At 62.4% G+C, this 22,422-nt stretch carries 20 protein-coding genes; 10 read left to right on the top strand and 10 right to left on the bottom strand.

The annotated features are described in order from the left end of the window. Positions 1–7 precede the first annotated feature (7 nt). The 4 genes from ASE60_RS07730 (at position 8) to ugpC (ending at position 4,242) form a co-directional block, all read left to right on the top strand. The gene (locus tag ASE60_RS07730) at positions 8–892 is read left to right on the top strand and encodes a sugar ABC transporter permease (RefSeq protein WP_057249167.1); all 885 of its coding nucleotides are present in this window, start codon (positions 8–10) and stop codon (positions 890–892) included. Continuing rightward, on the top strand, positions 889–1,746 hold the full coding sequence (locus ASE60_RS07725) for a carbohydrate ABC transporter permease (RefSeq protein ID WP_057249166.1): 858 nt from the start codon (positions 889–891) through the stop codon (positions 1,744–1,746). Before ASE60_RS07730 ends, ASE60_RS07725 begins: the two co-directional genes overlap by 4 nt. A gap of 37 nt (positions 1,747–1,783) precedes the next feature. Continuing rightward, complete coding sequence (locus ASE60_RS07720; protein WP_057249165.1) at positions 1,784–3,013, top strand: ABC transporter substrate-binding protein; 1,230 nt, start codon at positions 1,784–1,786, stop codon at positions 3,011–3,013. A gap of 95 nt (positions 3,014–3,108) precedes the next feature. Beyond that, positions 3,109–4,242: a sn-glycerol-3-phosphate ABC transporter ATP-binding protein UgpC gene (gene ugpC, locus ASE60_RS07715; protein ID WP_057249164.1), complete on the top strand. Its 1,134-nt coding sequence runs from the start codon at positions 3,109–3,111 to the stop codon at positions 4,240–4,242. Positions 4,243–4,350: 108 nt separating this feature from the next. Here ugpC and ASE60_RS07710 read toward each other — a convergent pair whose 3' ends face one another. Continuing rightward, a complete protein-coding gene (locus ASE60_RS07710; RefSeq protein WP_057249163.1) occupies positions 4,351–5,832 on the bottom strand; it encodes a M81 family metallopeptidase in 1,482 nt (493 codons plus the stop codon). Positions 5,833–5,858: 26 nt separating this feature from the next. Beyond that, complete coding sequence (locus tag ASE60_RS07705) at positions 5,859–6,350, bottom strand: hypothetical protein (protein ID WP_057249272.1); 492 nt, start codon at positions 6,348–6,350, stop codon at positions 5,859–5,861. A 114-nt stretch (positions 6,351–6,464) separates the two neighbouring features. Between ASE60_RS07705 and ASE60_RS07700 the strand changes: the two genes are divergently transcribed. The 6 genes from ASE60_RS07700 to ASE60_RS07675 all read left to right on the top strand — a co-directional run bounded on the left by ASE60_RS07700 (position 6,465) and on the right by ASE60_RS07675 (position 13,409). Continuing rightward, positions 6,465–6,854, top strand: a complete 390-nt coding sequence (locus tag ASE60_RS07700) for a RidA family protein (RefSeq protein WP_057249271.1) — start codon at positions 6,465–6,467, stop codon at positions 6,852–6,854. Positions 6,855–6,941: 87 nt separating this feature from the next. Further along, on the top strand, positions 6,942–7,805 hold the full coding sequence (locus ASE60_RS07695) for a MurR/RpiR family transcriptional regulator (protein ID WP_057249162.1): 864 nt from the start codon (positions 6,942–6,944) through the stop codon (positions 7,803–7,805). Between the two features lie 21 nt (positions 7,806–7,826). Continuing rightward, positions 7,827–8,603 (top strand): SDR family oxidoreductase, encoded by a 777-nt coding sequence (locus ASE60_RS07690; protein ID WP_057249161.1) that lies wholly within the window; start codon positions 7,827–7,829, stop codon positions 8,601–8,603. A gap of 21 nt (positions 8,604–8,624) precedes the next feature. Further along, positions 8,625–10,544 carry a beta-N-acetylhexosaminidase gene (locus tag ASE60_RS07685; protein ID WP_057249160.1) on the top strand — a complete coding sequence of 640 codons (1,920 nt, stop codon included), beginning with the start codon at positions 8,625–8,627 and terminating at the stop codon, positions 10,542–10,544. 11 nt (positions 10,545–10,555) lie between these two features. Beyond that, a complete protein-coding gene (locus ASE60_RS07680; RefSeq protein ID WP_057249159.1) occupies positions 10,556–11,998 on the top strand; it encodes a M81 family metallopeptidase in 1,443 nt (480 codons plus the stop codon). 184 nt (positions 11,999–12,182) lie between these two features. After that, on the top strand, positions 12,183–13,409 hold the full coding sequence (locus ASE60_RS07675; protein ID WP_057249158.1) for an MFS transporter: 1,227 nt from the start codon (positions 12,183–12,185) through the stop codon (positions 13,407–13,409). Here the strand turns inward: ASE60_RS07675 and ASE60_RS07670 are convergent. The 8 genes from ASE60_RS07670 to ASE60_RS07635 all read right to left on the bottom strand — a co-directional run bounded on the left by ASE60_RS07670 (position 13,406) and on the right by ASE60_RS07635 (position 22,335). After that, positions 13,406–14,044 (bottom strand): hypothetical protein, encoded by a 639-nt coding sequence (locus ASE60_RS07670; RefSeq protein ID WP_057249157.1) that lies wholly within the window; start codon positions 14,042–14,044, stop codon positions 13,406–13,408. The two genes, ASE60_RS07675 and ASE60_RS07670, sit on opposite strands and share 4 nt — an antisense overlap. A 269-nt stretch (positions 14,045–14,313) precedes the next feature. After that, the gene (hutU, locus tag ASE60_RS07665) at positions 14,314–15,987 is read right to left on the bottom strand and encodes a urocanate hydratase (RefSeq protein WP_057249270.1); all 1,674 of its coding nucleotides are present in this window, start codon (positions 15,985–15,987) and stop codon (positions 14,314–14,316) included. 2 nt (positions 15,988–15,989) lie between these two features. Next, a complete protein-coding gene (hutG, locus tag ASE60_RS07660) occupies positions 15,990–16,808 on the bottom strand; it encodes an N-formylglutamate deformylase (protein WP_057249156.1) in 819 nt (272 codons plus the stop codon). A gap of 1 nt (position 16,809) precedes the next feature. Beyond that, positions 16,810–18,345, bottom strand: a complete 1,536-nt coding sequence (gene hutH, locus ASE60_RS07655) for a histidine ammonia-lyase (RefSeq protein WP_057249155.1) — start codon at positions 18,343–18,345, stop codon at positions 16,810–16,812. Then, on the bottom strand, positions 18,342–19,586 hold the full coding sequence (gene hutI / locus ASE60_RS07650) for an imidazolonepropionase (RefSeq protein WP_057249154.1): 1,245 nt from the start codon (positions 19,584–19,586) through the stop codon (positions 18,342–18,344). The genes hutH and hutI overlap by 4 nt, the downstream gene beginning before the upstream one ends. Positions 19,587–19,905: 319 nt before the next feature. Further along, on the bottom strand, positions 19,906–20,490 hold the full coding sequence (gene phnN, locus ASE60_RS07645) for a phosphonate metabolism protein/1,5-bisphosphokinase (PRPP-forming) PhnN (RefSeq protein WP_057249153.1): 585 nt from the start codon (positions 20,488–20,490) through the stop codon (positions 19,906–19,908). Then, positions 20,487–21,626 (bottom strand): alpha-D-ribose 1-methylphosphonate 5-triphosphate diphosphatase, encoded by a 1,140-nt coding sequence (locus ASE60_RS07640; protein WP_057249152.1) that lies wholly within the window; start codon positions 21,624–21,626, stop codon positions 20,487–20,489. The genes phnN and ASE60_RS07640 overlap by 4 nt, the downstream gene beginning before the upstream one ends. A gap of 1 nt (position 21,627) precedes the next feature. Further along, a complete protein-coding gene (locus tag ASE60_RS07635; protein WP_057249269.1) occupies positions 21,628–22,335 on the bottom strand; it encodes a DUF1045 domain-containing protein in 708 nt (235 codons plus the stop codon). Positions 22,336–22,422 lie beyond the last annotated feature (87 nt).

Below are 22,422 nucleotides of genomic sequence, written 5' to 3'. Positions count from 1 at the left end.
GGTGGGGATGAGTGTTCAACGCAGCACGGTCATCTTCGCCTGGATCCTGCTTCTTCCCGCCGTCCTCTACGTCACGGTGATCGTCGCCTATCCACTGGTCGATACCTTCATCCTGTCGTTTACGGATGCGTCGCTGAAGAAGACGACCAACTGGGTCGGCTGGGCGAACTACGACAAGATCTTCAACGAGACCTTCGCCGAGGTCATCTTCCGGACCTTCATCTGGACGTTCTTCTCGGTCTCGATCAAGATGATCATCGGCGTCTTCGGCGCGACGATGCTGAACGCCGCCGTGCCCGGCCGTGCGCTCTTCCGCTTGCTCACCATGCCGCCATGGATCGTACCGATGGCGATCGGCATCTTCATGTGGGGCTGGATGTACAACGGCCAGTTCGGCATGATCTCCGGCGTGCTGCAGAATTTGGGACTGTCCAATGGTCCCATCGCTTTCCTCGCCCACGGGTCCACCGCCTTCTGGGCGACGATCATCACCGACGTTTGGATCGGCGTGCCGCTGGTGACGCTCTATATGCTGGCGGCCATGCAGGCGATTCCGCAGGATCTCTATGAAGCTGCCTGGACCGACGGAGCAGGGCGCCTCTATCGTTTCCGCCGAATCACCCTGCCGCTCTTGATTCCGTCGCTGATCACGATGTCGATGCTGTCGCTGATCGCGACCTTCAATTCCTTCGATATCATCTGGATTCTCACCCAGGGTGGCCCCAACGGTGAGACCACCACGATGATCATCGATACCTACCGTACCGCCATCGGGTCGAAGAAATACGGTGAAGGCGCCGCGCGCGCCGTGCTGATCTGCATCTTCCTGTCGATCTTCTGCTTTGCCTATTTCCGGGTCACCAGCCGTCTTGCCGCGGGGGAACAGAAATGAGCCAGCCTGCCATGATCAACCGCTATCGCTGGTACGAGCTCCTTGGCATCTATGCCGGTATCTTCGTCTTCCTGTGCTTCATTCTGGCGCCCTTCGTCGAAGGGTTCCTGGTGTCGTTGAAGCCGCTCGGGCTGCTGTTCTCCTCGCCCTATCGCTTCTGGCCGCAAAACGGCTCGTTTGCCGCCTACTCGACCATGTGGGTCAGCGTGCCCGGCTTTGCCCGCTACATCTTCAACTCCTTCTTCATCTCCACCATCGTGACCGCCATCGTGCTGATACTTGTGATCCCCGCGGCCTATGCCTTTGCGCGCTTCAATTTTCGCGGCGCCGGGCTGCTGCTTGGTGCCTTCCTCGCCGTCAACATGTTCTCGGGCGCAGTGCTGCTCATCCCGCTGTTCCGTCTAATGCGCACTTTTGGCGTGCTCAACACCTATCTCGCGATGATCGTGCCGGGCGTCGCCTTCCTGATCCCCTCGGCGATCTGGCTCTTGCGCACCTACATGATGCGCATTCCGCGTGAACTGGACGAGGCCGCTTTCGTCGATGGCGCCAGCCATTTCTACACGCTGCGACGGGTGATCCTTCCGATTGCCATGCCCGGTATCACCGTGGTGGCGATCACCACCTTCATCGGCGCCTATGCCCAACAGTTCATCTATGCCCTGACCTTCAATTCCAAGAGCGAATACATGCCGCTGCCGGTCGGCCTCTTCGCCTATTTCGGTCGCCAGGAAGTGGTCTGGAACGAGCTCATGGCCGCGAGCTTCGTCGGCATCGCGCCGGCTGTCGTCGTGATCTTCCTCCTACAACGGTATCTCGTCAGCGGCCTGACCGCGGGCGCGGTGAAACAATAAGACTTAAGTCAACCACCAGAGAACGGGAGCATAAAACGTGTCTATTCATTTCAAGACAGGGGTACTCGCCCTGGCCCTGCTCGGGTCGACAGCGCTCGGCGCTGTCACCGCGAAGGCTGCCGACCAGGAGATCAGCTGGATCTACTGCGGCGACACCATGGACGCGGTCCACGCGAAATACATCAAGCAGTGGGAAGAGAAGAACCCGGGCTGGAAGGTCACGCCTGAAGTCGTCGGCTGGGCCCAGTGCCAGGACAAGGCCACGACGCTCGCCGCCGCCGGCACGCCCGTTGCCATGGCCTATGTCGGCTCGCGCACGCTGAAGGAGTTCGCGCAGAACGAGCTCATCGTTCCCGTCCCGATGACGGACGAGGAAAAGAAGAGCTACTACCCGAATATCGTCGATACCGTAACCTTCGACGACAACCAGTGGGGCGTTCCGATCGCGTTCTCGACCAAGGCGCTCTACTGGAACAAGGACCTGTTCAAGCAGGCCGGTCTCGATCCGGAGAAGCCGCCGAAGACCTGGGCTGAAGAGATCGAATACGCCAAGGCGATCAAGGAGAAGACCGGCATCGCCGGCTACGGCCTTCCGGCCAAGACCTTCGACAACACCATGCACCAGTTCATGCATTGGGTGTACACAAACAACGGCAAGGTGATCGACGGCGACAAGGTCGTCATCGACAGCCCGCAGGTGCTGGCAGCACTCCAGGCTTACAAGGACATCACCCCCTATTCTGTTGAAGGCGCCACCGCCTACGAGCAGAACGAGGTTCGCGCCATCTTCCTGGACGGCAAGGTCGGCATGATCCAGGCCGGCTCCGGTGCGGCTACGCGCCTGAAGGAAACCAAGGTCAACTGGGGCGTCGCGCCGCTGCCGCTCGGTCCTGAAGCGAAGGGCGAGGGCACGCTGCTCATCACCGACAGCCTGGCGATCTTCAAGGGCTCTGGCGTCGAGGAGAAGGCGATCGAATTCGCGAAGTTCATCACCTCGCCGGGGCCGCAGGGTGAGTATGAGCTGCAGGGCGGCGCCGGCCTGACGCCGCTGCGTCCGTCGCCGATGGTCGACGAGTTCGTCAAGAAGGATCCCTACTGGAAGCCGTTCATCGACGGCATCACCTACGGTGGTCCGGAACCGCTCTTCACCGATTACAAGGGCTTCCAGAACGTCATCATCGAGATGGTCCAGTCGGTCGTGACCGGCAAGGCCGAGCCGGCCGACGCCTTGAAGAAGGCGGCCGCGGACCTCGAAGAGTACAAGTAAGGCCACCGGGGCCGCGCGCCGATGGGATCGGTTCGCGGCCCCACCTAACTCTGCTATAAATGAGCCGCTTCTCGCCGGTGGCCGGAGACAGTTTCTTGGGACAGCTCAATCTCAATCGGATTCAGAAATTCTACGGGACTTTCGAGGTGCTGAAAGGCATCGATCTCGAAGTCAGGAACGGTGAGTTCGTCGTTTTCGTCGGACCCTCCGGTTGCGGCAAGTCGACCTTGCTCAGGATGATAGCCGGTCTCGATGAGGCCAGCTCGGGGGACATCCTGATCGAGGGCAAACGCGTCAACGACCTGCCGCCTGTCAAGCGTGGTATCGCCATGGTCTTCCAGTCCTACGCGCTCTATCCGCACATGACCGTCTTCGAGAATATCGCCTTTCCGCTTCGCGTGGAAAAGATGGCCGAGGAGAAGCTGAAGGCGAAGGTGGAGCATGCAGCACGCATCCTGCACCTTGATCAGCGCCTGCAGCAGAAGCCCGGGATGCTTTCCGGAGGCCAGCGTCAGCGTGTCGCGATCGGGCGAGCGATCGTGCGCGAGCCGAAGATCTTCCTCTTCGACGAGCCGCTTTCGAACCTCGACGCGGCGCTTCGGGCGGACATGCGCATCGAACTGGCGAAACTGCACCGGCAATTGCAGGCAACGATGATCTACGTCACGCACGACCAAGTCGAGGCGATGACGATGGCGGACCGGATCGTCGTCCTCAATGCCGGGCAGATCGCCCAGACGGGCGCCCCGCTCGAGCTCTATCATAAGCCAGCCAATACCTTCGTTGCCGGCTTCATCGGCAATCCGAAGATGAACTTCCTGCCGGTCACCTGCAAAGGTATCAGCGACGCCGGTGTCGAGGTCGACTACAAGGGGCAGACGGTGGTCATTCCCGTCAACCCGCAGAGCGGCCTTGCCGGGCGGACACTGACGCTTGGTGTTCGGCCGGAGCATATCACGCTGGGCTCCGGAGACCTGACCCTCAAGGTCACGCCAACGGTTATCGAACGCCTCGGCGCCCATACGGTCGCCTATGCGGCGATCGGCGGCGAGGGCGAAAACTTCTGCGCCATGTTGCCGGGAACGGCCGCGATCCGGCCGGAAGAGACGATCCAGACCGGTATCAAGGTTGCGGATTGCCACCTGTTCGACGAGGCGGGCCTTGCGCTCGAACGTCGCGTCGAACTGACCGACATCGACATGGGCGTGCTCGATCCGGCGGCTGCCTGATCGTTCAGAACTAAGGAAAAAGACCGCTGTCTAGCGAAAGACAGCGGTCTTTTTTGTCTGCGTACTAAGCCCGTCGTACCGGTGTCGGCGAGACGCGATGGCCGCACTCTAGGCGCGGTTCGGGCCGCGCCCTTCTGCGTGCGGATCGGCGACCTTCGGCCAGATGTTCTTCGGTGCCCGCTTGTAGTCGGTCTTCGCAGGGTTGTTCGGATAGGGAGTGCCGGCCGAACAATAGAGGATTTCGGACGCGATCTTCGAGAACGAGGCATAGAAGTGATTGGTCGACTTGATGACCAGGACCTTCTTCGCCGTTGGGTCGATGCCCATCACCGAGAACAGGCTCGGATCGAAGCTCTGCGCTCGCGTCGAATTGAGGATGATGTCGATGCCGTTGAAGACGATGTGGGCGGCATCGCCGAACGGGGCAAAACTCTCCCCGAACCGCATCTCGGCGTCGCGCACCAGCTTGACCACCCTGACGGTGCCATCGACCGGATGACCGGTTCCGGGAGCCGACTTGGCGCCGAAGCGCAGCGGGATCTCGGCGCCTTCGCCGGCCGCCATGCAGATCTGCACCGCCATCGGGTCCCAGATCGTCCCGACCGCAACGTCGGTTGCGCCGCGCGCCAGGAGCTCTTCGAGCAGCACCGTTGCGTCGCCGGCGGTGCCTCCGCCTGGATTGTCCCAGACATCGGCAATCACGACAGGACCCTTCGATGCGGCGAGTGCCTCGGAAACGGCCTGCTTCTCGTCGATCTGCGGCATGATAAAGGTTCCGCGGTGGGAGAAGAGTTCGAGACCCAGTTCCTGCGCGAGGCTCGCGCCCTTCTCCGGTTTGCCGTTGGTGACGGCAAGCAGCTTCGTTCCCATTTCCGATACGTCGCCGGCCATGAAGCCGTGGATCACGGAGAGCGAGAGCACGTCCGCATCTTCTTTCTCGATGCGCATAAGCTTGTCGACGAAGGAGCGCATCGGATCGCGCGAGGTCGGGTAAACGTCGATCATCCGACAGTCGAAGATCGACATGACAGGCGTGACGCGCCCTTCGAGCGTATCGACGACGATACGCCAGAGATCTCCGGCACGGTCGACGAAGTCGGTGTGCGGAAACTCCTTGAAGTAGACGAAGAAGTTCGACGCGGCAGCGCGCTTGGCCGTCAGGTGGCTATGGGGGTCGAGTTCGGCGCAGACGAGGATGTCGGGGCCAACGATCTCCCGGACGCGCGTCAGCAGGTCACCCTCCGGATCTTCGTAGCCGTCCGCGACCATGGCGCCGTGCAGGCCGAGCACTACAGCGTCGACGGGCATGGCAGCGCGTAGCTGGTCGAGGATTTCGTCGCGCAGGCCTTCATAGGTCTCCCGGTTGACGAGGCCGGCTGGATCCGCCCAGGTGGCGGTGCCCTCGACCAGTTTCCAGCCCTTCTCCACGGCGATGCGGCGGCCGACTGTGATCGGCGCGGTGCAAAGCGTCGGTGTTTCCGGGTGTTCTCCGGGCGGCGCGTAGAGCGACGCTTCGAAGGCCCGGCGGTCGATGCAGATCGGGGAGAAGGTGTTGGTTTCGGTCGCAAGCGCCGCTGTGAAGATCCGCAATGCCTTTGCCTTTTCTATCGCGTCTTTCAGGCCGGGCCCATCGGGTTCGGCAAGTAGCCGGTAAAGCCGGCAATCTTCCAGCGTCCCTCGTGCAGGCGGCAATAGTAGACGGTCTGCCATTTCAGGATGTCGACGCTGCCGTCCGACTTCTTGAGGCTGCCATCGAATTTCTTGCGCGCCAGCGCCTGGTCGCCGTTGATCTCGATGTCTTCGAGAGTCGTCGTCGTGAAGATCGCATTGCGCGGATCTTCGGCGAAGCTCTGCGTCGCAAAGTCGTTTGCCTGGCGCAGCCACTCCTCGCGATAGGCCGCAAGCGACGGGAAGGTCAGCCGCCAATTGTCCGGATTGGTTTCGCGGCGGCCGTCGATGCCGATGAAGCCGTCCTCGACGAAATCACCTGCGACCATCGACCAGTCTGCGGCCAGGAAGGCGGTAATATCGCGAGAGACGAGCATCTCCCAGATCGAGTGGCGTGCCATGTCGGAGGAGGGGAATGGATTGAGGAAAGGATCCCGCATATTCGCGCCCTGGATTGAAATTCTTTTCATGAATGGTGTTTTTCACTAGCCAAATTCAGCTTTCTATGGTCACTTGTCAACGATCAAAGAAAATAATTTGCAAGAAGGCTCATGATGACGATCAAGCGCTATGGTGCGGAACAGGTCGGCGCTGGCGGCAAACCCTTGCCTTTCGCACGTGCGGTGGAAGCGGACGGCTGGCTTTATGTTTCCGGCCAGGTTGCCATGGAAAATGGCGAGATCATCGAGGGTGGGATAATTCCGCAAACCCACAAGACGATCGCCAACGTACTGGCCATCCTGACTGAAGCCGGCTACGGTCCGGAACACGTGGTTCGTTGCGGTGTCTGGCTCGACGATCCGCGTGATTTCTGGACATTCAACAAGATCTACCAGGAGTATTTCGGTGCTCATCCGCCGGCGCGGGCCTGCGTCCAGTCGTCGATGATGGTCGATTGCAAGGTCGAGATCGACTGCGTCGCCTACAGGCCGAAGGAAGGCTGATCTTAGAGCGGGATGAGGAAAAGTGTATGCGGTTTTCCGCCCGCATCCCGCTCCCATTCATGATCTGAAGCAAGGCGCAAGCGGGCGATGGACATCTTCGCGACACTACAGGAAGAAAAAGGGCGGCTCTCCCAATCGGAAAACCGCATTGCCGACATTCTCCTGAATGATTTCGAGTTTGCGGTGAACGCCTCCATCATCGAATTGGCGAGCAAGGCGGACGTGTCGCCGCCCACCGTCACCCGCTTCTGTCGCCGGCTCGGCTGCGACAGCTTCTCCGATTTCAAGGTGCAACTTGCCCGCACCGCCTATATCGGCATGCGCTATCTGAAACCGGAGCCGAAGAGCCGCGAGACCGGCGATGTCGCGCAGGACATCATCACCAAGTCGCAGAACGCGCTGTTCCTTCTGCATCGCTCGCTTGACCTGGCGGCGATCGAGCAGGCCGTCGAGCGCATCGCCGCAGCGGAAATGATCTACGCCTTTGGTTCCGGTGGTAATTCCTCAATGATTGCCGGCGAGTTGCAGAACCGGCTGTTCCGCTATGGTCTTCGCATCACCTCCAGCTCCGATCACAGCATGCAGCTGATGATGACGGCGGCGGCGCGGCCGACCGACGTGCTCATTGGCTCGTCCTTCTCCGGCCGCAACGCCGAGCTCGTGCGCGCTTTTACGCTCGCCCGCGAACTGAAGGTGCCGACCATCGCGCTGACACAGAGCGGTAGTCCGGTGGCGGCCGCCGCCAGCATCACCGTGCCGGTCGATCTGCCCGAGGGCAACAACATCTACCGCCCCACTTCCACCCGCATCGCCTATCTGGCGCTGCTCGATATCCTCTCCAGCCTCGTCGCCTACCGGGTGCAGCCCCAGGCGACGACCACACTTCGGCGCATCAAGCAGCAGCTGGTCACGCACCGCGACGGTGACGATCGCCAGCTTCTCGGAGACTGACGTGCCGCGAAAGGTCAGCGCATGACGCAATCCCTCGCGATCGTAACCGGTGCAGCCGGCGATATCGGCCGCGCTATCGCGCGCAAGCTTTCCGACGATCACGATGTGATCCTGCTCGTCGACATCGACGCGGACGCCGCTGAACGGGCGGCGCGCACGCTCGGCGATGACAAGCGCTTCGTGGCCGTTGCCTGCGACGTAACCGATACGACAAGCGTTGCGGCGATGGCCGCGACGGCGGCAAGCCGGGGGACGGTGCGCACGCTCGTCAACAATGCCGGCGCGGCCCGTGCCGTCAGCCTGCACGATACGACACCGGAAATCTGGCGCATGGACAACGCGTTGAATCTCGAAGCAGCATTCCTCTGCTTCCGCGCCGTCGAGGACATGCTGAAAGAGACGGGCGGATCGGTGGTCAACATCGCATCGGTCAATGGCATGAACGTCTTCGGCCATCCGGCCTACAGCGCTGCCAAGGCCGGCCTGCTGCATCTCACCCGACTGATCGCGGTCGAATACGGCAAGTTCGGCATCCGCTCGAATGCCGTTGCACCCGGTACTGTGCGCACCCAGGCCTGGGAGGCGAGGGCGGCGTCAAACCCGGATGTCTTCGAAGAAGCGCGGCGCTGGTATCCGCTGCAGCGGATCGTCAACCCCGATGATGTCGCCAATGCGGTGCATTTCCTGGCGGGACCGCTCGCTGCGGCCATTTCGGGCGTCTGCCTGCCCGTCGATTGCGGGCTTACTGCCGGTCAGGCGGAACTGGCCCGCACGTTTTCACAATCAAGCCACTACTGACACTGCATTTGGAGGAAGAGCATGCAGCCGGTTTCCTATCGTCTCGAGGCGTCTTGGCAGCCGGATGGCGGGCCCTTTGGTCGGTTCACCTTCGCGCTGTTCAATTTCTCTGGCGCGCCGCTGTCCGGTTTCAGGATCGCCTATACGTCGCTGACGCGGGTCATTGATCCCAAGGCTTGCGACAATGCGGTGTTCCTGCGCCGCAACGCCAATTTTCACGAATTCGCCCCACCCGAGGGGCTGACGATCGACAACGGCGGAAGCTGGACCTTCACCGTCAGCGGCCTGCATCGCAATGCGCGCCACTGCACCGACGGTGCCAAGTCCACCTATCTGACGCTTGCCGATGGCCGACACGTCCCGGTCGCCGTATCGGATCTGCTGCTTGAGAACGCCGTCAGTGAACCGCCGCCGGTGCGGCTGCCGGAAGGCAAGCTCGACCAGCCCTATGCGCTGCAGCCCTGGCCGGCGAAGCTCGAGCTTCGGGCTGGAACTGGTTTCCCGGTCGTTCTCTATCCGGCCGCTGGCGCTGGACAAGACGACCTTGCAGCGGTCGATACGGTCCTGTCGATGTTCCATCGATTGTTCCCTGAGGGCCATGCCCCTTTCAGCCTCGCTGCATCGAAGCAGGGGCGGCTGGTCGTCTTCACGGCGGATCCCGGGTTGGCGGCGGAAGCCTATCGCCTTGAATTCTCCGAAACCGAAATTCGCCTGAACTACGGCGGCAGTGCCGGCCGGCAATACGGCTTGACCAGCCTTGCCCAGCTTCTGGACGGAGCGCGCAATCATCCCGGCAAATTCCGCTTCCCGGCGAGCGGTACAATCTCGGACAAGCCTCGCTACGGCTGGCGCGGCTGCCATCTCGATGTCTCCCGCCAGTTTTATCCGGCCACCGATGTGGCGCGGCTGATCGATATCCTCGCCTGGTTCAAGCTCAACATCTTCCACTGGCACCTGACGGACGACGAGGCGTGGCGCCTGGAGATCAAGGCGTTTCCGGAGCTGACGACGCTTGGTGTGCTGCGCGGCCCCGATGAGGCGCTGCTGCCGCAGCTCGGCAATGGTGCAGAACCCGTCGGCGGCTTCTACAGCCAGGCTGACGTCAAGGCGATCGTCGCGCAGGCATCGGCACTTCACATCGATGTCGTGCCGGAGATCGACATTCCAGGACACAGTGCGGCGACGCTCGTCGCTCTGCCGGATCTCTCCGATGGCCAGGAGGCGCCGGAGAGTTACCACTCGGTGCAAGGTTATCCGAACAATGCGCTCAACCCCGCCGTCGCCTTCACCTATGAGTTCCTCGAGAAAGTCTTCGATGAGATGGTCGAGCTCTTCCCGAGCAAGTACCTCCATATCGGCGGCGACGAAGTGGCGAACGGCTCGTGGCTCGCTTCTCCGCTTGCCAAGACGCTGATGGAGCAGGAGGGGATTTCCGGCACCTTCGCGCTGCAGTCCTATTTCCTGAAGCGGGTGAAACAAATGCTGACGGCGCGCGGCCGCAAGCTCGCCGGCTGGAACGAGGTGGCGCATGGCGGCGGTGTCTCGACCGAAGAGACGCTGCTGATGGCCTGGGAGCGGCCGGAGGTCGGCATCGAACTGGCACGCGAAGGCTATGACGTGGTGATGACCCCCGGACAGGCCTATTATCTCGACATGGCGCAGGCCGATGCCTGGCAGGAGCCCGGCGCGAGCTGGGCCGGGACGGCAACGCCCGCCCACACCTATGGTTATGAGGCCGAGGGTGAATTCCCCGAGGAGCTGAAGCCGCGCCTCAAGGGCGTCCAGGCCTGCATCTGGTGCGAGCACTTTCTTTCGCGCAGCTACTTCAACCGCCTCGTCTTCCCGCGGCTTCCGGCGATTGCCGAGGCGGCCTGGACACCGAAGGCGGCGAAGGACTGGCTGCGCTTCGCGGCCATCGCTCCGCTCAGCCCCAATCTCTAAGAGGAAAGCCCATGCGCATCGCCGTCGGTGGCATCCACACTGAATGCAGCACCTATTCGCCAGTCCTGATGACGGAGGAAGACTTTCGCGTGCTGCGCGGGCAGGCGTTGCTGGAGGCCGAATACTTCAGCTTCATGAAAGCCGAGGGCGTCGAGCACCTGCCGCTGCTGCATGCGCGCGCCGTCCCCGGTGGTCCCGTATCGCGAGGGATCTACGACGCATTCAAGGCAGAGTTTCTCGAGGGACTCCGTGCGGCCCTGCCGATCGACGGGCTCTATCTCGCCATGCATGGCGCCATCAAGGTCGATGGCATGGATGATGCCGAGGGAGATTGGATTTCGGCGGCCCGCGCCGTTGTCGGTCCCGATTGCCCGATTGCCGCAAGCTACGACCTGCACGGCAATGTCAGCCAGAGGATCATCGATCAGCTCGACATCTTTGCAGCCTATCGCACTGCGCCGCATATCGACACGCCGGAAACCATGACCCGCGCCTGGTCGATGCTAGTCTCGGCGCTCAGAGACGGAACGCGTCCGGGTATTGCCTGGACGCCGGTTCCGGTGCTTCTGCCCGGCGAATGCACCTCGACCGAAGACGAGCCGGCGAAATCGCTCTACGCTCATCTGCCGGAGATTGATAAGCGGCCGGGCATCCTCGACGCCAACCTGATGGTCGGCTACGTCTGGGCCGACGAGCCTCGGGCGACTGCCTGCGCGGTCGTGACCGCCACCGATAAGGCCGCAGCCAAGGAGGCGGCAGAAGAGATTGCCGCGGGCTACTGGGCTGAGCGTAGCAACTTCCGCTTTGGCCCGGTGACCGGACCGCTCAACGAGATGCTGGATATCGCCGAACGGGCGACGACGACGCCGATCATCCTCGCGGACTCCGGCGACAATCCGACCGGTGGCGGTGTCGGTGACCGAGCCGATGTGCTGAAGGCACTGCTGGCACGCGGCTGGCGCGGCGCCCTGATCGCCGGCATCACCGATCGCCCGGCGGTGGAAGCCTGCTTTGCTGCCGGTGCAGGCGAAACGCTGATGCTCAAGATCGGCGGTAGCCTCGACCCGGCAAGCCCCTGCGCCGAAATGTTGGTGGAGGTCGTCAGGCTCGATGATCCTGGGGCGGAGAGGGAGCGGCAGGCGGTGGTGCGCGTCGGCGCCATCGATATCGTCATTGCCGCGCGCCGCAGGCCCTATCACGATATCGAGGATTTCCGTCGGCTCGGTCTCGATCCCCAGGCCGTGCGGCTGCTCGTCGTCAAGTCGGGTTATCTGTCGCCCGAACTCGCGCCGATCGCCAATCCCAATCTGATGGCTTTGACCGAAGGCGTCGTCAATCAGGGCATCGCCGGCCTTGCGAGCTTGCGCCGTCAGCGGCCTGCTTATCCGTTCGACCAGGACTTTGTCTTCGAGCCTGTCGCCCGCTTCTCGTCCCGTTGGTCGAGCGGTGGCTGAGGCTTTACTATCTGTATTTTTCCTACCCGAATTTTCGGGTAGGCCCTCCTCTGCGGCGCCGCACGTCGTTCAAGACGCGTCAGGTCGCTGTAACGCTCTAAGTTACTGCATGTTTGTCCTTAACTCGGTCCCGATTTAAGGAGCCATCAGGTGCCCTTCACCCGCTTCGCGGACACGTTCTAGCATGACTTCCACCATACTTAGCGCCATGCGCAACCCGGCCATGCGGATCAGCATGCTGGCAATCTTCCTGTTCGGCTTCGCCGGCGCTGCCACCTCGCCCTATCAGTCCGTTGTCGGCATCAACGAACTGGGTCTCAGCGACGCCATCTATTCGCTGCTGATCCTTCTTGCTTCGACCGTGAATGTCATCGTCAGCGTCTCGATCGGCATCCTGGCGGACCGCGTCGGTAATTATCGCGTACTGATGTCGACGGCGATCCTGTTCGGCGTTGTGGGCTACGGCATCGTCTATGTGCTGCCGTACCAGACGAGTTTCGTCGTCAGCGTCCTTTTGCTGCTGCCGATTTATGGCGCGCTCTACACGCTGCTCTTTGCGAATGTGCGCAGCATCGCCCGGCGGATGAGTGGGCATGACGCCGCGTCGCTGACGACCGGCGCGCGCGCGGCGATATCGGTGTCCTGGGTTCTGGTGCCCGGGCTGGTCGGCTTCGCTCTGGCGGGCGGCGAAAGCATGCTGCCGGCCTATCTGCTCGCCTGCCTTGGTTGCCTCGCCAACCTGCTGATCGTCTATTTCAGATTGCCCAACGAAGGCGGGGCCGACGCTGCGCTCGGCAAGCGGCTTTCCTATTGGACGTCGTTTCGGGAGATCCTGGCACCGCGCATCTTCCTGCGGGTGATTGCCGTCGCAACCATCACCTCGACGCTCCACGTCAACGCTGCTGTTCTGCCCCTGATTATGACCGACGAGATCGGCGGCAGCGTTACCGATATCGGCATCATCGTCGGCATCGTCGCCTTCCTCGAAGTCGTCTTCATCTTCGTCTGGGCACGCATCCAGTTGAGCCTGGTTCCGTTCAAGGCGCTGGCACTGGGGACGGCCATCTACATCGGCTACATGGCGTTGCTCGGCTTTTCGACGGCCACCTGGCAGATCTACGCGCTCACCCTCATCGGCGCCTTCGGTGCAGCGGCGCTGATCACCATCCCGATCAGCTACCTTCAGGACCTGATTGCCGACCGGCCGGGCCTGGGAAGCTCACTGATCGCCGTGAACCTTTTCCTGAGCGGCGGGCTTTGCGCCGGGCTTTTTGCGCTCGGCACCCGGATCAGCAACTATTCCGGAACGGCGCTGCTCGGTGGTGTTGCAGGATCTGCCGGGTTGTTGCTGCTGCTGGTGCTCGATGGCGATAGAAAAGGAAAGAGGACGGTCAGCCGCGAACCGGGTTAGTCCCAGGGCTCATCGACAAATTTGCAGGTCAATGTGGTTTGGTTGTCCTGGAGACATCTCTTCTTTTGATCGACAAGGATCATAATTCTCGCGAAGAAGCGCGAGAAGTCGGCCTTGCTGGAGTTAAAGGTGGCTATCCCCAGCGCATGCGCCTGGGCCTGAGCCACGCAGGTCGCCAATTCCTGATCGGGGACATCGTTGTTTGCAACGACGACGGCTCGGTCAAACCGCCCTTCCGCAGAATAGTTCACGGCAGAGGCGCAGTTTCCTGGGCCGCTTCCTGCCGTGTCGTTGAGCAATTTGCTGTAGTAGGGGTCGAAGCCGAAATCTTCAATTTTGCGAACGTCGACCCGGCCATTCTGGACGACATCTTTTCTAAATATCACGCCGATGGTGTTTCTTCCGAGGCCCGGTTGGGCTCGCACCTCAATTCCGGCAGTGATGGCGAGCATTTGAATTGTTGAGAAGACCACGTCCCTCTTCTTGGTCTCCCCTTGGCTCATTCCGACGCCGATATACTCCGGGAAGGCGGTAAAATGCCGCTCTCCGTTGCGAACAGGGCCGAAGAAACTCACGTTCTGGGCGACCGAAGACGAAGCAATAAAGGCGCTCGTAAGAAGCCCCACGGCAAACATAGGATGTCTAATGGTTCTTCTCTTGTTTCTGCCCTTACACATGAAGCCTTCTCATAAACAATCAGCGCTCGCTTGAGCGAAAAGAGATCTTCTGCAACGCATCGTCAGAAATGCGATGGCATCATTATTTTTCTAGCATTGCGATCAACAGTTGCAAGGCGCCGAAGCAAGGAAGACGCAGTCCCGGTACTTGTCTCATCAAAAAGTGATAGGGGCGCCTTTCGGCGCCCCTATCAGCATTTCCGTTGAGTATGTCAGTCGAAAGCGTATCAGTTGCCGAGGATACCCGGCAGGCGCAGGCCCTTGTCCTTGGCGCAATCAAGAGCGATGTCGTAGCCCGCATCGGCGTGGCGCATGACGCCGGTCGCCGGGTCGTTCCAGAGCACGCGCTCCAGTCGCTTGGCTGCATCATCCGTGCCATCGGCGCAAATGACGACGCCCGAGTGCTGCGAGAAGCCCATGCCGACGCCGCCGCCGTGGTGCAGCGACACCCAGGTCGCACCCGAGGCGGTGTTGAGTAGCGCGTTGAGCAGCGGCCAGTCGGAAACGGCGTCCGAGCCATCCTTCATCGCTTCGGTTTCGCGGTTCGGCGAGGCGACCGAGCCCGAGTCGAGGTGATCGCGGCCGATGACGACAGGCGCCTTCAGCTCACCGTTCCTGACCATCTCGTTGAAGGCGAGGCCGAGGCGATGGCGGTCACCGAGGCCGACCCAGCAAATGCGTGCCGGCAGGCCCTGGAACGAGATGCGCTCGCGCGCCATGTCCAGCCAGTTGTGCAGGTGCTTGTTGTCGGGCAGCAGTTCCTTGACCTTGGCGTCGGTCTTGTAGATGTCTTCCGGATCGCCGGAGAGAGCCGCCCAGCGGAACGGGCCGATGCCGCGGCAAAATAGCGGGCGGATATAGGCCGGTACGAAGCCCGGGAAGGCAAAGGCGTTTTCGAGGCCCTCTTCCTTGGCGACCTGGCGGATGTTGTTGCCATAGTCGAAGGTGGGGATGCCCATGTCCTGGAAGGCGATCATCGCTTCGACATGTTCGCGCATCGAGGCACGTGCTGCCTTTTCGACAGCCTTCGGGTCGCTCTCGCGCTTGGCCTTCCACTCGGCCATGGTCCAGCCCTTCGGCAGGTAGCCGTTGACCGGGTCGTGTGCCGAGGTCTGGTCGGTGACCATGTCGGGGCGGATGCCGCGGCGAACCATTTCCGGCAGGATTTCAGCGGTGTTGCCGAGGAGGCCGACGGACTTCGCTTCGCCGTTTTTCGTCCAGCGGGCGATGATCTCCATCGCCTCGTCCAGCGTCTCGGCCTTCTCGTCGAGGTAGCGGGTGCGCAGGCGGAAATCGATCGAATCCGGGTTGCATTCCACGGCAAGGCACGATGCGCCCGCCATGACCGCTGCGAGCGGCTGGGCGCCGCCCATGCCGCCGAGGCCGCCGGTCAGCACCCATTTGCCCTTGAGGTTGCCGCCATAGTGCTGGCGGCCGGCTTCCACGAAGGTCTCGTAGGTGCCCTGAACAATTCCTTGAGTGCCGATGTAGATCCACGAGCCAGCGGTCATCTGGCCGTACATGGCGAGACCCTTCTTATCCAGCTCGTTGAAATGATCCCAGGTCGCCCAATGCGGCACGAGGTTGGAGTTGGCGATGAGAACGCGCGGCGCATCCTTATGGGTGCGGAAGACGCCGACCGGCTTGCCGGACTGGACCATCAGCGTTTCGTCGTCGTTGAGGTCCTTGAGCGTCTCGACGATCTTGTCGAAATCGGCCCAGGTGCGCGCCGCGCGGCCGATGCCGCCATAGACGACCAGTTCGTGCGGGTTTTCCGCCACGTTCGGATCGAGGTTGTTCATCAGCATGCGCAGCGGCGCTTCGGTCAGCCAGCTTTTGGCGTTGAGCGTCGTGCCCTGGGGGGCGCGCACGTCGCGAATGTTGTGGCGCGGATTGTTCATGGTCATGCCTCGCTCCCTGTCTGTGTCTTGAGGTCTAATGCGATGGTTTCGATGCGGTTCAGAATGGCTTTCAGCGGTTCCCGCAGCAGTGCTGAACGGGCGGCGTCGAGCGCGAAGGGTGGTTCTTCCGCTGCCAGATGGGTCGATTGCGCGAGTTCCATCTGGATCGCGTGCACGCCAGTCTCGGGGCGCCCATAGTGACGGGTCGTCCATCCACCCTTGAAGCGGCCATTGAGAATACTGCTGTAACCTTCTGCTACAGCTGCGATATCGGTAGTCGCCCTTTCAATCTCAGGCGCGCAGGTCTTGCCCATGTCGGTGCCGATGTTCAGATCCGGCAGCTTTCCTTCGAAGAGGAACGGGATGTGCGAACGGATCGAATGGCAGTCATAGAGCACGACGACGCCATGGATCGCCTTGACGCGCTCGATCTCGGCGGCAAGCGCCGCGTGATAGGGCGCGTGGAACGTCCGGAGGCGTTCGGCGATATCGGCTTCGGTTGGTGCCTCTCCATCCTTCCAGATCGGCTTACCGTCGAAATCCGTTTCCGGGATCAGGCCGGTCGTGTTCTGGCCGGGGTAGAGGCTGACGCCCGCGGGATCGCGGTTGGCGTCGATCACGTAGCGGTGGAAGGTGGCGCGAACGACGGTCACCTCCGGCAGCAGGCCGTCATAGAGCTGGTGGATATGCCAATCGGTATCGGCCAATATCCGGCCGTTGTCGTTGAGCCGATCCCAGATCGCAGCCGGCACGTCAGTGCCGGTATGCGGAAATCCGAGAATGACCGGGGAGTTCCCCCTTTTGACTTCGAAGACCGCCATCTCAGCTCTCCAGGCCAGGCAGGATGCCGGCGGAGATCGCGGCGTTCAGGCGGCCGGAGGCGACGAGATCGCCGGCAGCCTTGAGGTCGTTGGCCATGTAGCGATCTTCCTCGATCGTCAGAGAGACGGCGCGAAGTGCCGCGGCTGCCTTCTGCAACTCGGGGCTCGTCTTGAGCGGCGCGCGGAACTCGACGCCCTGGACTGCGGTCAGGGCTTCGATGCCGACGATCGAGAACAGGTTTTCGGTCATCTGCAGCAGGCGGCGGGCGCCGTGGCAGGCCATCGAGACGTGGTCTTCCTGGTTGGCCGAAGTCGGTGTCGAGTCGACCGAGGCCGGGTGCGAGAGCTGCTTGTTCTCCGACATCAGCGCAGCGGAGGTGACTTCGGCGATCATCAAGCCGGAGTTGAGGCCCGGCTTTTTCGCGAGGAAGGCCGGCAGGCCGTAGGAGAGTGCCGGATCGACGAGCAGCGCGATGCGGCGCTGCGAGATGGCGCCGATCTCGCAGACGGCAAGCGCGATCTGGTCGGCGGCGAAAGCAACCGGCTCGGCGTGGAAGTTGCCGCCAGAGACGACGGAATTGTCCGAAAGGACCAGCGGGTTATCGGTGACGGCGTTGGCTTCGGTCTCGAGCACGCGCGCGACCGAGCGCAGGAGATCGAGGCAGGCGCCATCGACCTGCGGTTGGCAGCGGATGCAATATGGATCCTGCACCCGCTCGTCGCCTTCGATGTGGCTTTCGCGGATCGCGGAGCCGGCAAGCAAAGTGCGCAATGTGGCGGCCGTATCGATCTGGCCGCGATGACCACGCAGCTTGTGGATGTCGGGGTGGAAGGGGGCGGACGAACCCATGGCGGCGTCGGTCGACATAGCGCCGGTGATCAGTGCTGCCTGCGCGGCGCGGTGGGCGCGGAAGAGACCGGCAAGCGCCAGCGCCGTCGAGGTCTGGGTGCCGTTGATCAGCGCCAAGCCTTCCTTGGCGGCCAGCACGACGGGCGTCAGGCCAGCGGCGGAAAGCGCCTCGGCGCCGGACATGCGGCGCCCTTCGAAGAACGCTTCGCCATGGCCCATCATCACGGCTGCCATATGGGCGAGCGGTGCGAGGTCGCCGGAAGCACCAACCGAGCCCTTCTCGGGAATGACCGGGACTACGCCCTTTTCGAGCATGGCTTCGATCAGACGCACGAGTTCGAGACGGACGCCGGAGGCGCCGCGACCGAGCGAAACGAGCTTCAGCGACAGGATCAGACGCACGACGTTTTCGGCAAGCGGCTCGCCGACGCCGCAGCAATGCGACAGGATCAGATTGCGCTGCAGCGTCGCGACGTCGGCGCTGTCGATCTTGATCGAGGCGAGTTTGCCGAAGCCGGTGTTGATGCCGTAGACCGGGGCATTGCCGGCGACGATTTCGGCGATGCGGCCGGCCGCCTTCTTGATGCCAGCGTCAAAGGACGGGTCAAGACGAGCCGGCTCTCCGGTCCAGTAGATGGTTTCGAGGTCGCGAAGGGGCACGGAGCCCGGATGTAGAATGATGGTCATTGACCGATCCTTTGCCCTCTGAAGATGCGTTCATGAAGTGGGTTGAAGCCGATGCGGTAGACGAGCTCGGCGGGATCCTCGATGTTCCAGAGCGCGAGATCGGCCGACTTGCCGACCTCGATGGTTCCGGTGTCCGCGAGCAGGCCGAGGGCGCGCGCGGCTTCGCGCGTTGTGCCGGCCAGGCATTCGGCTACCGTCAGCCGGAAGAACGTCGCCGACATGTTCATGGTGAGAAGCAGCGACGTCAGCGGCGAAGTGCCGGGGTTGCAATCGGTGGCGATCGCGATCCGTGCGCCGGCGTCGCGCAGCGCCTGAACCGGCGGTAGGCGCTCTTCGCGGAGTGCATAGAACGCACCGGGGAGCAGGACGGCAACCGTGCCTGATTTGGCAAGGGCTGCGGCGCCTTCGGCGTCGAGATATTCGAGATGGTCGGCCGAGAGCGCACCATAGGATGCCGCGAGCTTCGCACCGCCGAGATTGGAAAGCTGTTCTGCGTGCAGCTTGACCGGCAGGCCTAGTGCCTTGGCGCGGTCGAAGACACGGGCGATCTCTGCGGTCGAGAAGGCAATGCCCTCGCAGAAACCGTCGACCGCATCGACCAGCCCTTCGGCGTGCGCCGCATCGAGGCCGGGCAGCACGACGTCGGTGATGTAGTCGCCGTTGCGGCCCTTGTAGTCTGCCGGCGTCGCATGCGCGGCGAGGTAGCTGGTGACGACGCGGGCCGGCCGCAGCGTTTCGAGCTTGCGCGCGGCGCGCAGCATGTTGAGCTCAGCCGTCACATTGAGCCCGTAACCGGACTTGATTTCGACCGTCGAAACACCTTCGGAAAGAAGCGTGTCGAGCCGTGGCAGAGCGCTTTCCACGAGTTGGTTGACGCTCAGCGCATTGGTCGCCTTCACCGAGGAAACGATGCCACCGCCGGCCCGTGCGATCTCTTCATAGGTGGCGCCTTCGAGCCGCATCTGGAACTCGCGGGCGCGGTTGCCGCCGTGCACGAGATGCGTATGGCAATCGATCAGAGCCGGCGTCATCACGCGGCCTTCGCAGTCAACCGTTTCGAGGCGGCCTGCGAGGTTGGCCGGCAGATCGCGATCGGGACCCGCAAAAGCGATCCGCCCATCGACGACAGCAACGGCCGCATTCTCGACAAGCCCAAGTCCTTCGGCGCCTTCGCTCAACGTCACAAGGCGCGTGTTGCGCCAAACGCCGGATGCCTGCTTGCGGGTCGAGATATCGTTCATGAGGTCGCCTCCACTGGATATAATGTATATACATATTAATTCGCTCCACAAGAGGAAAATCGTGTGGCGGGAGGAAAAGGACAGGGCCTAAAGGCGAAGAAAAGAGACGCGGCGCTGTTCAAAAACATGAGCAAGCGGCGTCAACAAATTGATTCTGTGAGCAACTTCTGTGCGACGTGCTTCCGAAGCGCGCGAACGCAAAAAAGCCCCGAAACCGGAATTTCGGGGCTCGTGTCAATCGATCGTCAGAAAAGATATCCGGCCTAAAGCCCTGCCATGTCGATTCGAGAGGCGAAGCCGACGGTACCGCTCGCCCCCGTCAGGCGGCGTGGTCCGCCTTGATGCGCAATCGTTCCACTAGGTCGACGAAGCGGGTGCCGGCGATGTCGAGCCTGCCGCTATTGTCGATGACGCTCACGCCGGGCCCCGACGTGACATCGGGGGCCTGGCGGCTCAGTCGTCGCAGGACTTCTTCCTCGCTCTCGCGGCCGCGTTCTGCAAGCCGCTTTGCCAGAACCGGTGCCTCGGCGGTGATGACGACGACGGCGATGTCGCCGAACGCTTCCCGGAACGCCTGCAAGGCACCGCGGCTGCCGTTGACGATCGCCGTCATGCCGTTCCGGACATTATCGAGCACCACGGATGGGATGCCGTATTTGAGGCCATGCGCGTCCCAGAAGACGGCGAAGGCGCCGTCCTTTTGCATGTCGACGAACTCGTCTTCGGAGACGCTTTCATGCACCTCGCCGCCGGCATCCGACGGACGGGTGATGACACGCCGGACGAAATACACGTCGTGACAGTCGGCAAAGTGCCGGGCGGCAAATCCCATGACGCTGTCCTTGCCGGCGCCGCTTGGGCCAACGACGACGACGAGCGCGCCGCCCTGTTCGTTCGCGCTCATGCGACACGCCGTCCTTCGCGCCAGACGGAGCGCACGACCGGAATGCCTTGCCTGCGGTGGACGCGGGCGATATCGGCGCGCAGACCGACTGCGACGCGGCCGCGGTCGTCAAGGCCGACGGTGCGCGCTGGCGTCGAGGTCACCATCGCGATCGCCTTCGGCAGGTCAATGGCTTCGACTTCGTCGGAAAGAACGAAAGGCGCGTGGATCAGGCTGAAGGGCACATAGTCCGACGACAGCACGTCGAGCACGCCACGTTCCGCCAGGTCGCGGGCGGCGATGTTGCCGGAGTGCGACTTGCCGCGAACGATGTTCGGCGCGCCCATGAGCACGCTCAGGCCCGCGCGGTGCGACGCTTCGGCGGCTTCGAAGCTTGTCGGGAATTCGGCAAGCTTGATGCCGAAGCCGACCGATTCTTCGACGTGGTCGACCGTCGCGTCGTCATGGCTGGCAATCGTGATGCCGCGGGCCGCGCAGGCCTCAGCCAGCGCAGTGCGGTGCGGGCCGGCATATTTCGCCGAAAGCGCCTGCTGACGCTCGACGAAGCGGGCGAATTCCGCGTCGGAAAGTCCGCGCTTGGATTTGTAGTAGAGCGTGTACTGGTCCATCGTCTGGAACTGACGCTGGCCTGGCGCATGGTCCATCAGGGAAACGAGCCTGACCTGCGGGTCGTGCCGGAAGTCCTCGTAGTGATCGAGCACGTCGGAGGTCGAGACTTCGCAGCGCAGGTGGATCAGGTGGTCGGCGCGCAGCCGACCTTCTTCCTTGGCCTGCGCCAGGGCATCAGCCATGCTGCGCATCTCGCCCTTCTGGAAGCCGCCGTCTTCGTCGGAACCGAGACGCAGGCAGTCGAAGACCGTTGTGATGCCGGAGGTGACGACCTGCGCGTCATGCGCCTGGATCGCTGCGATCTTCAGCCAGCGCACGCCGGGGCGCGGCGAATAGTGGGCTTCGAGATGGTCGGTGTGCAGCTCGATGAGGCCCGGGATCAGATAATCGCCTTCGAAGTCCTCGCCGCTGGCGACCGTCCCCGCGGAGATATCGGCAATCTTGCCGTCGCGGATCAGCACCGAACCGTCGAGGATACTGTCCTCAAGGACGATGCGGGCGTTGGTCAAAACCTGTTCTTTGCTCATCTCATGCGATCTTTCGTTGGGAGTCGCTGCCGAGCGGCAGCAGGGAGCGGACAATAAAGGGGGCGCCGCGCTCCGGTTCGACGAAGAGCGCGACTGACGTGACGTGAAGCGGTTTGCCGATATGATCGGCAAAGGTGGTTTCGAGCGCCGAGCGCATGACGCCGCCGGTCTCGGCAGGGACCGGTCCAGTCAAAGTCAGATGGAACTGAAATTCTTCGAATACATAGGGATAGCCCCATTCCCTCAGGTAGCGCCTCTGGCGTTCTGGCAAGCTGTCCGGCTTGCGCCGGGCGAAGTCCGCCTCCGACAGGCGCGCGCGGAACGGGTCGAAGCGGTGAACGGCATCTTCGGCCAGATCCTGCAGTTCGGCAGAGGGAGCGGACGGCACCAGGGCAAAAAAAGGACCGAGCTGGTGCAGGACGATTTCAGGGATTTCGAAGGGATCGAGGTCAGCGGCGAAGCATTCGAAGATGCTGAGAAGTTCGTCTTCGTCGCGGCCCTCGGCAAGCTCGAAGGGTGCCTTCAGCGTTCCGTGAAAACCGTAGCGTCGCGGGTCTGCTGTCAGTGTGCGTTGCGTCGCTTCGTCGATCCCGGCGATCGTCGGAAGAGCAAGATCCTGGCCGGTAAAGGCGTCACGGCCAAGCCAACGGGACGCGGTCTGCGACAGCCGGTCGTCCGCCGGCGGCGCGAAGTAGATTGCATAACGCACGGTCTTCACTTTCTTCTAGCGACCGGCCCGCCGGGGAGGCGGGTCGATTGTTTGCGGGATGCGATGCGCAGCTAGCCGATTTCCATG

It is taken from the genome of Ensifer sp. Root278 (assembly GCF_001429285.1).
GTDB lineage: Bacteria > Pseudomonadota > Alphaproteobacteria > Rhizobiales > Rhizobiaceae > Ensifer.
Note: the sequence above shows the minus strand (reverse complement) of the source record. Positions and strands in the feature narration are given on the sequence as shown.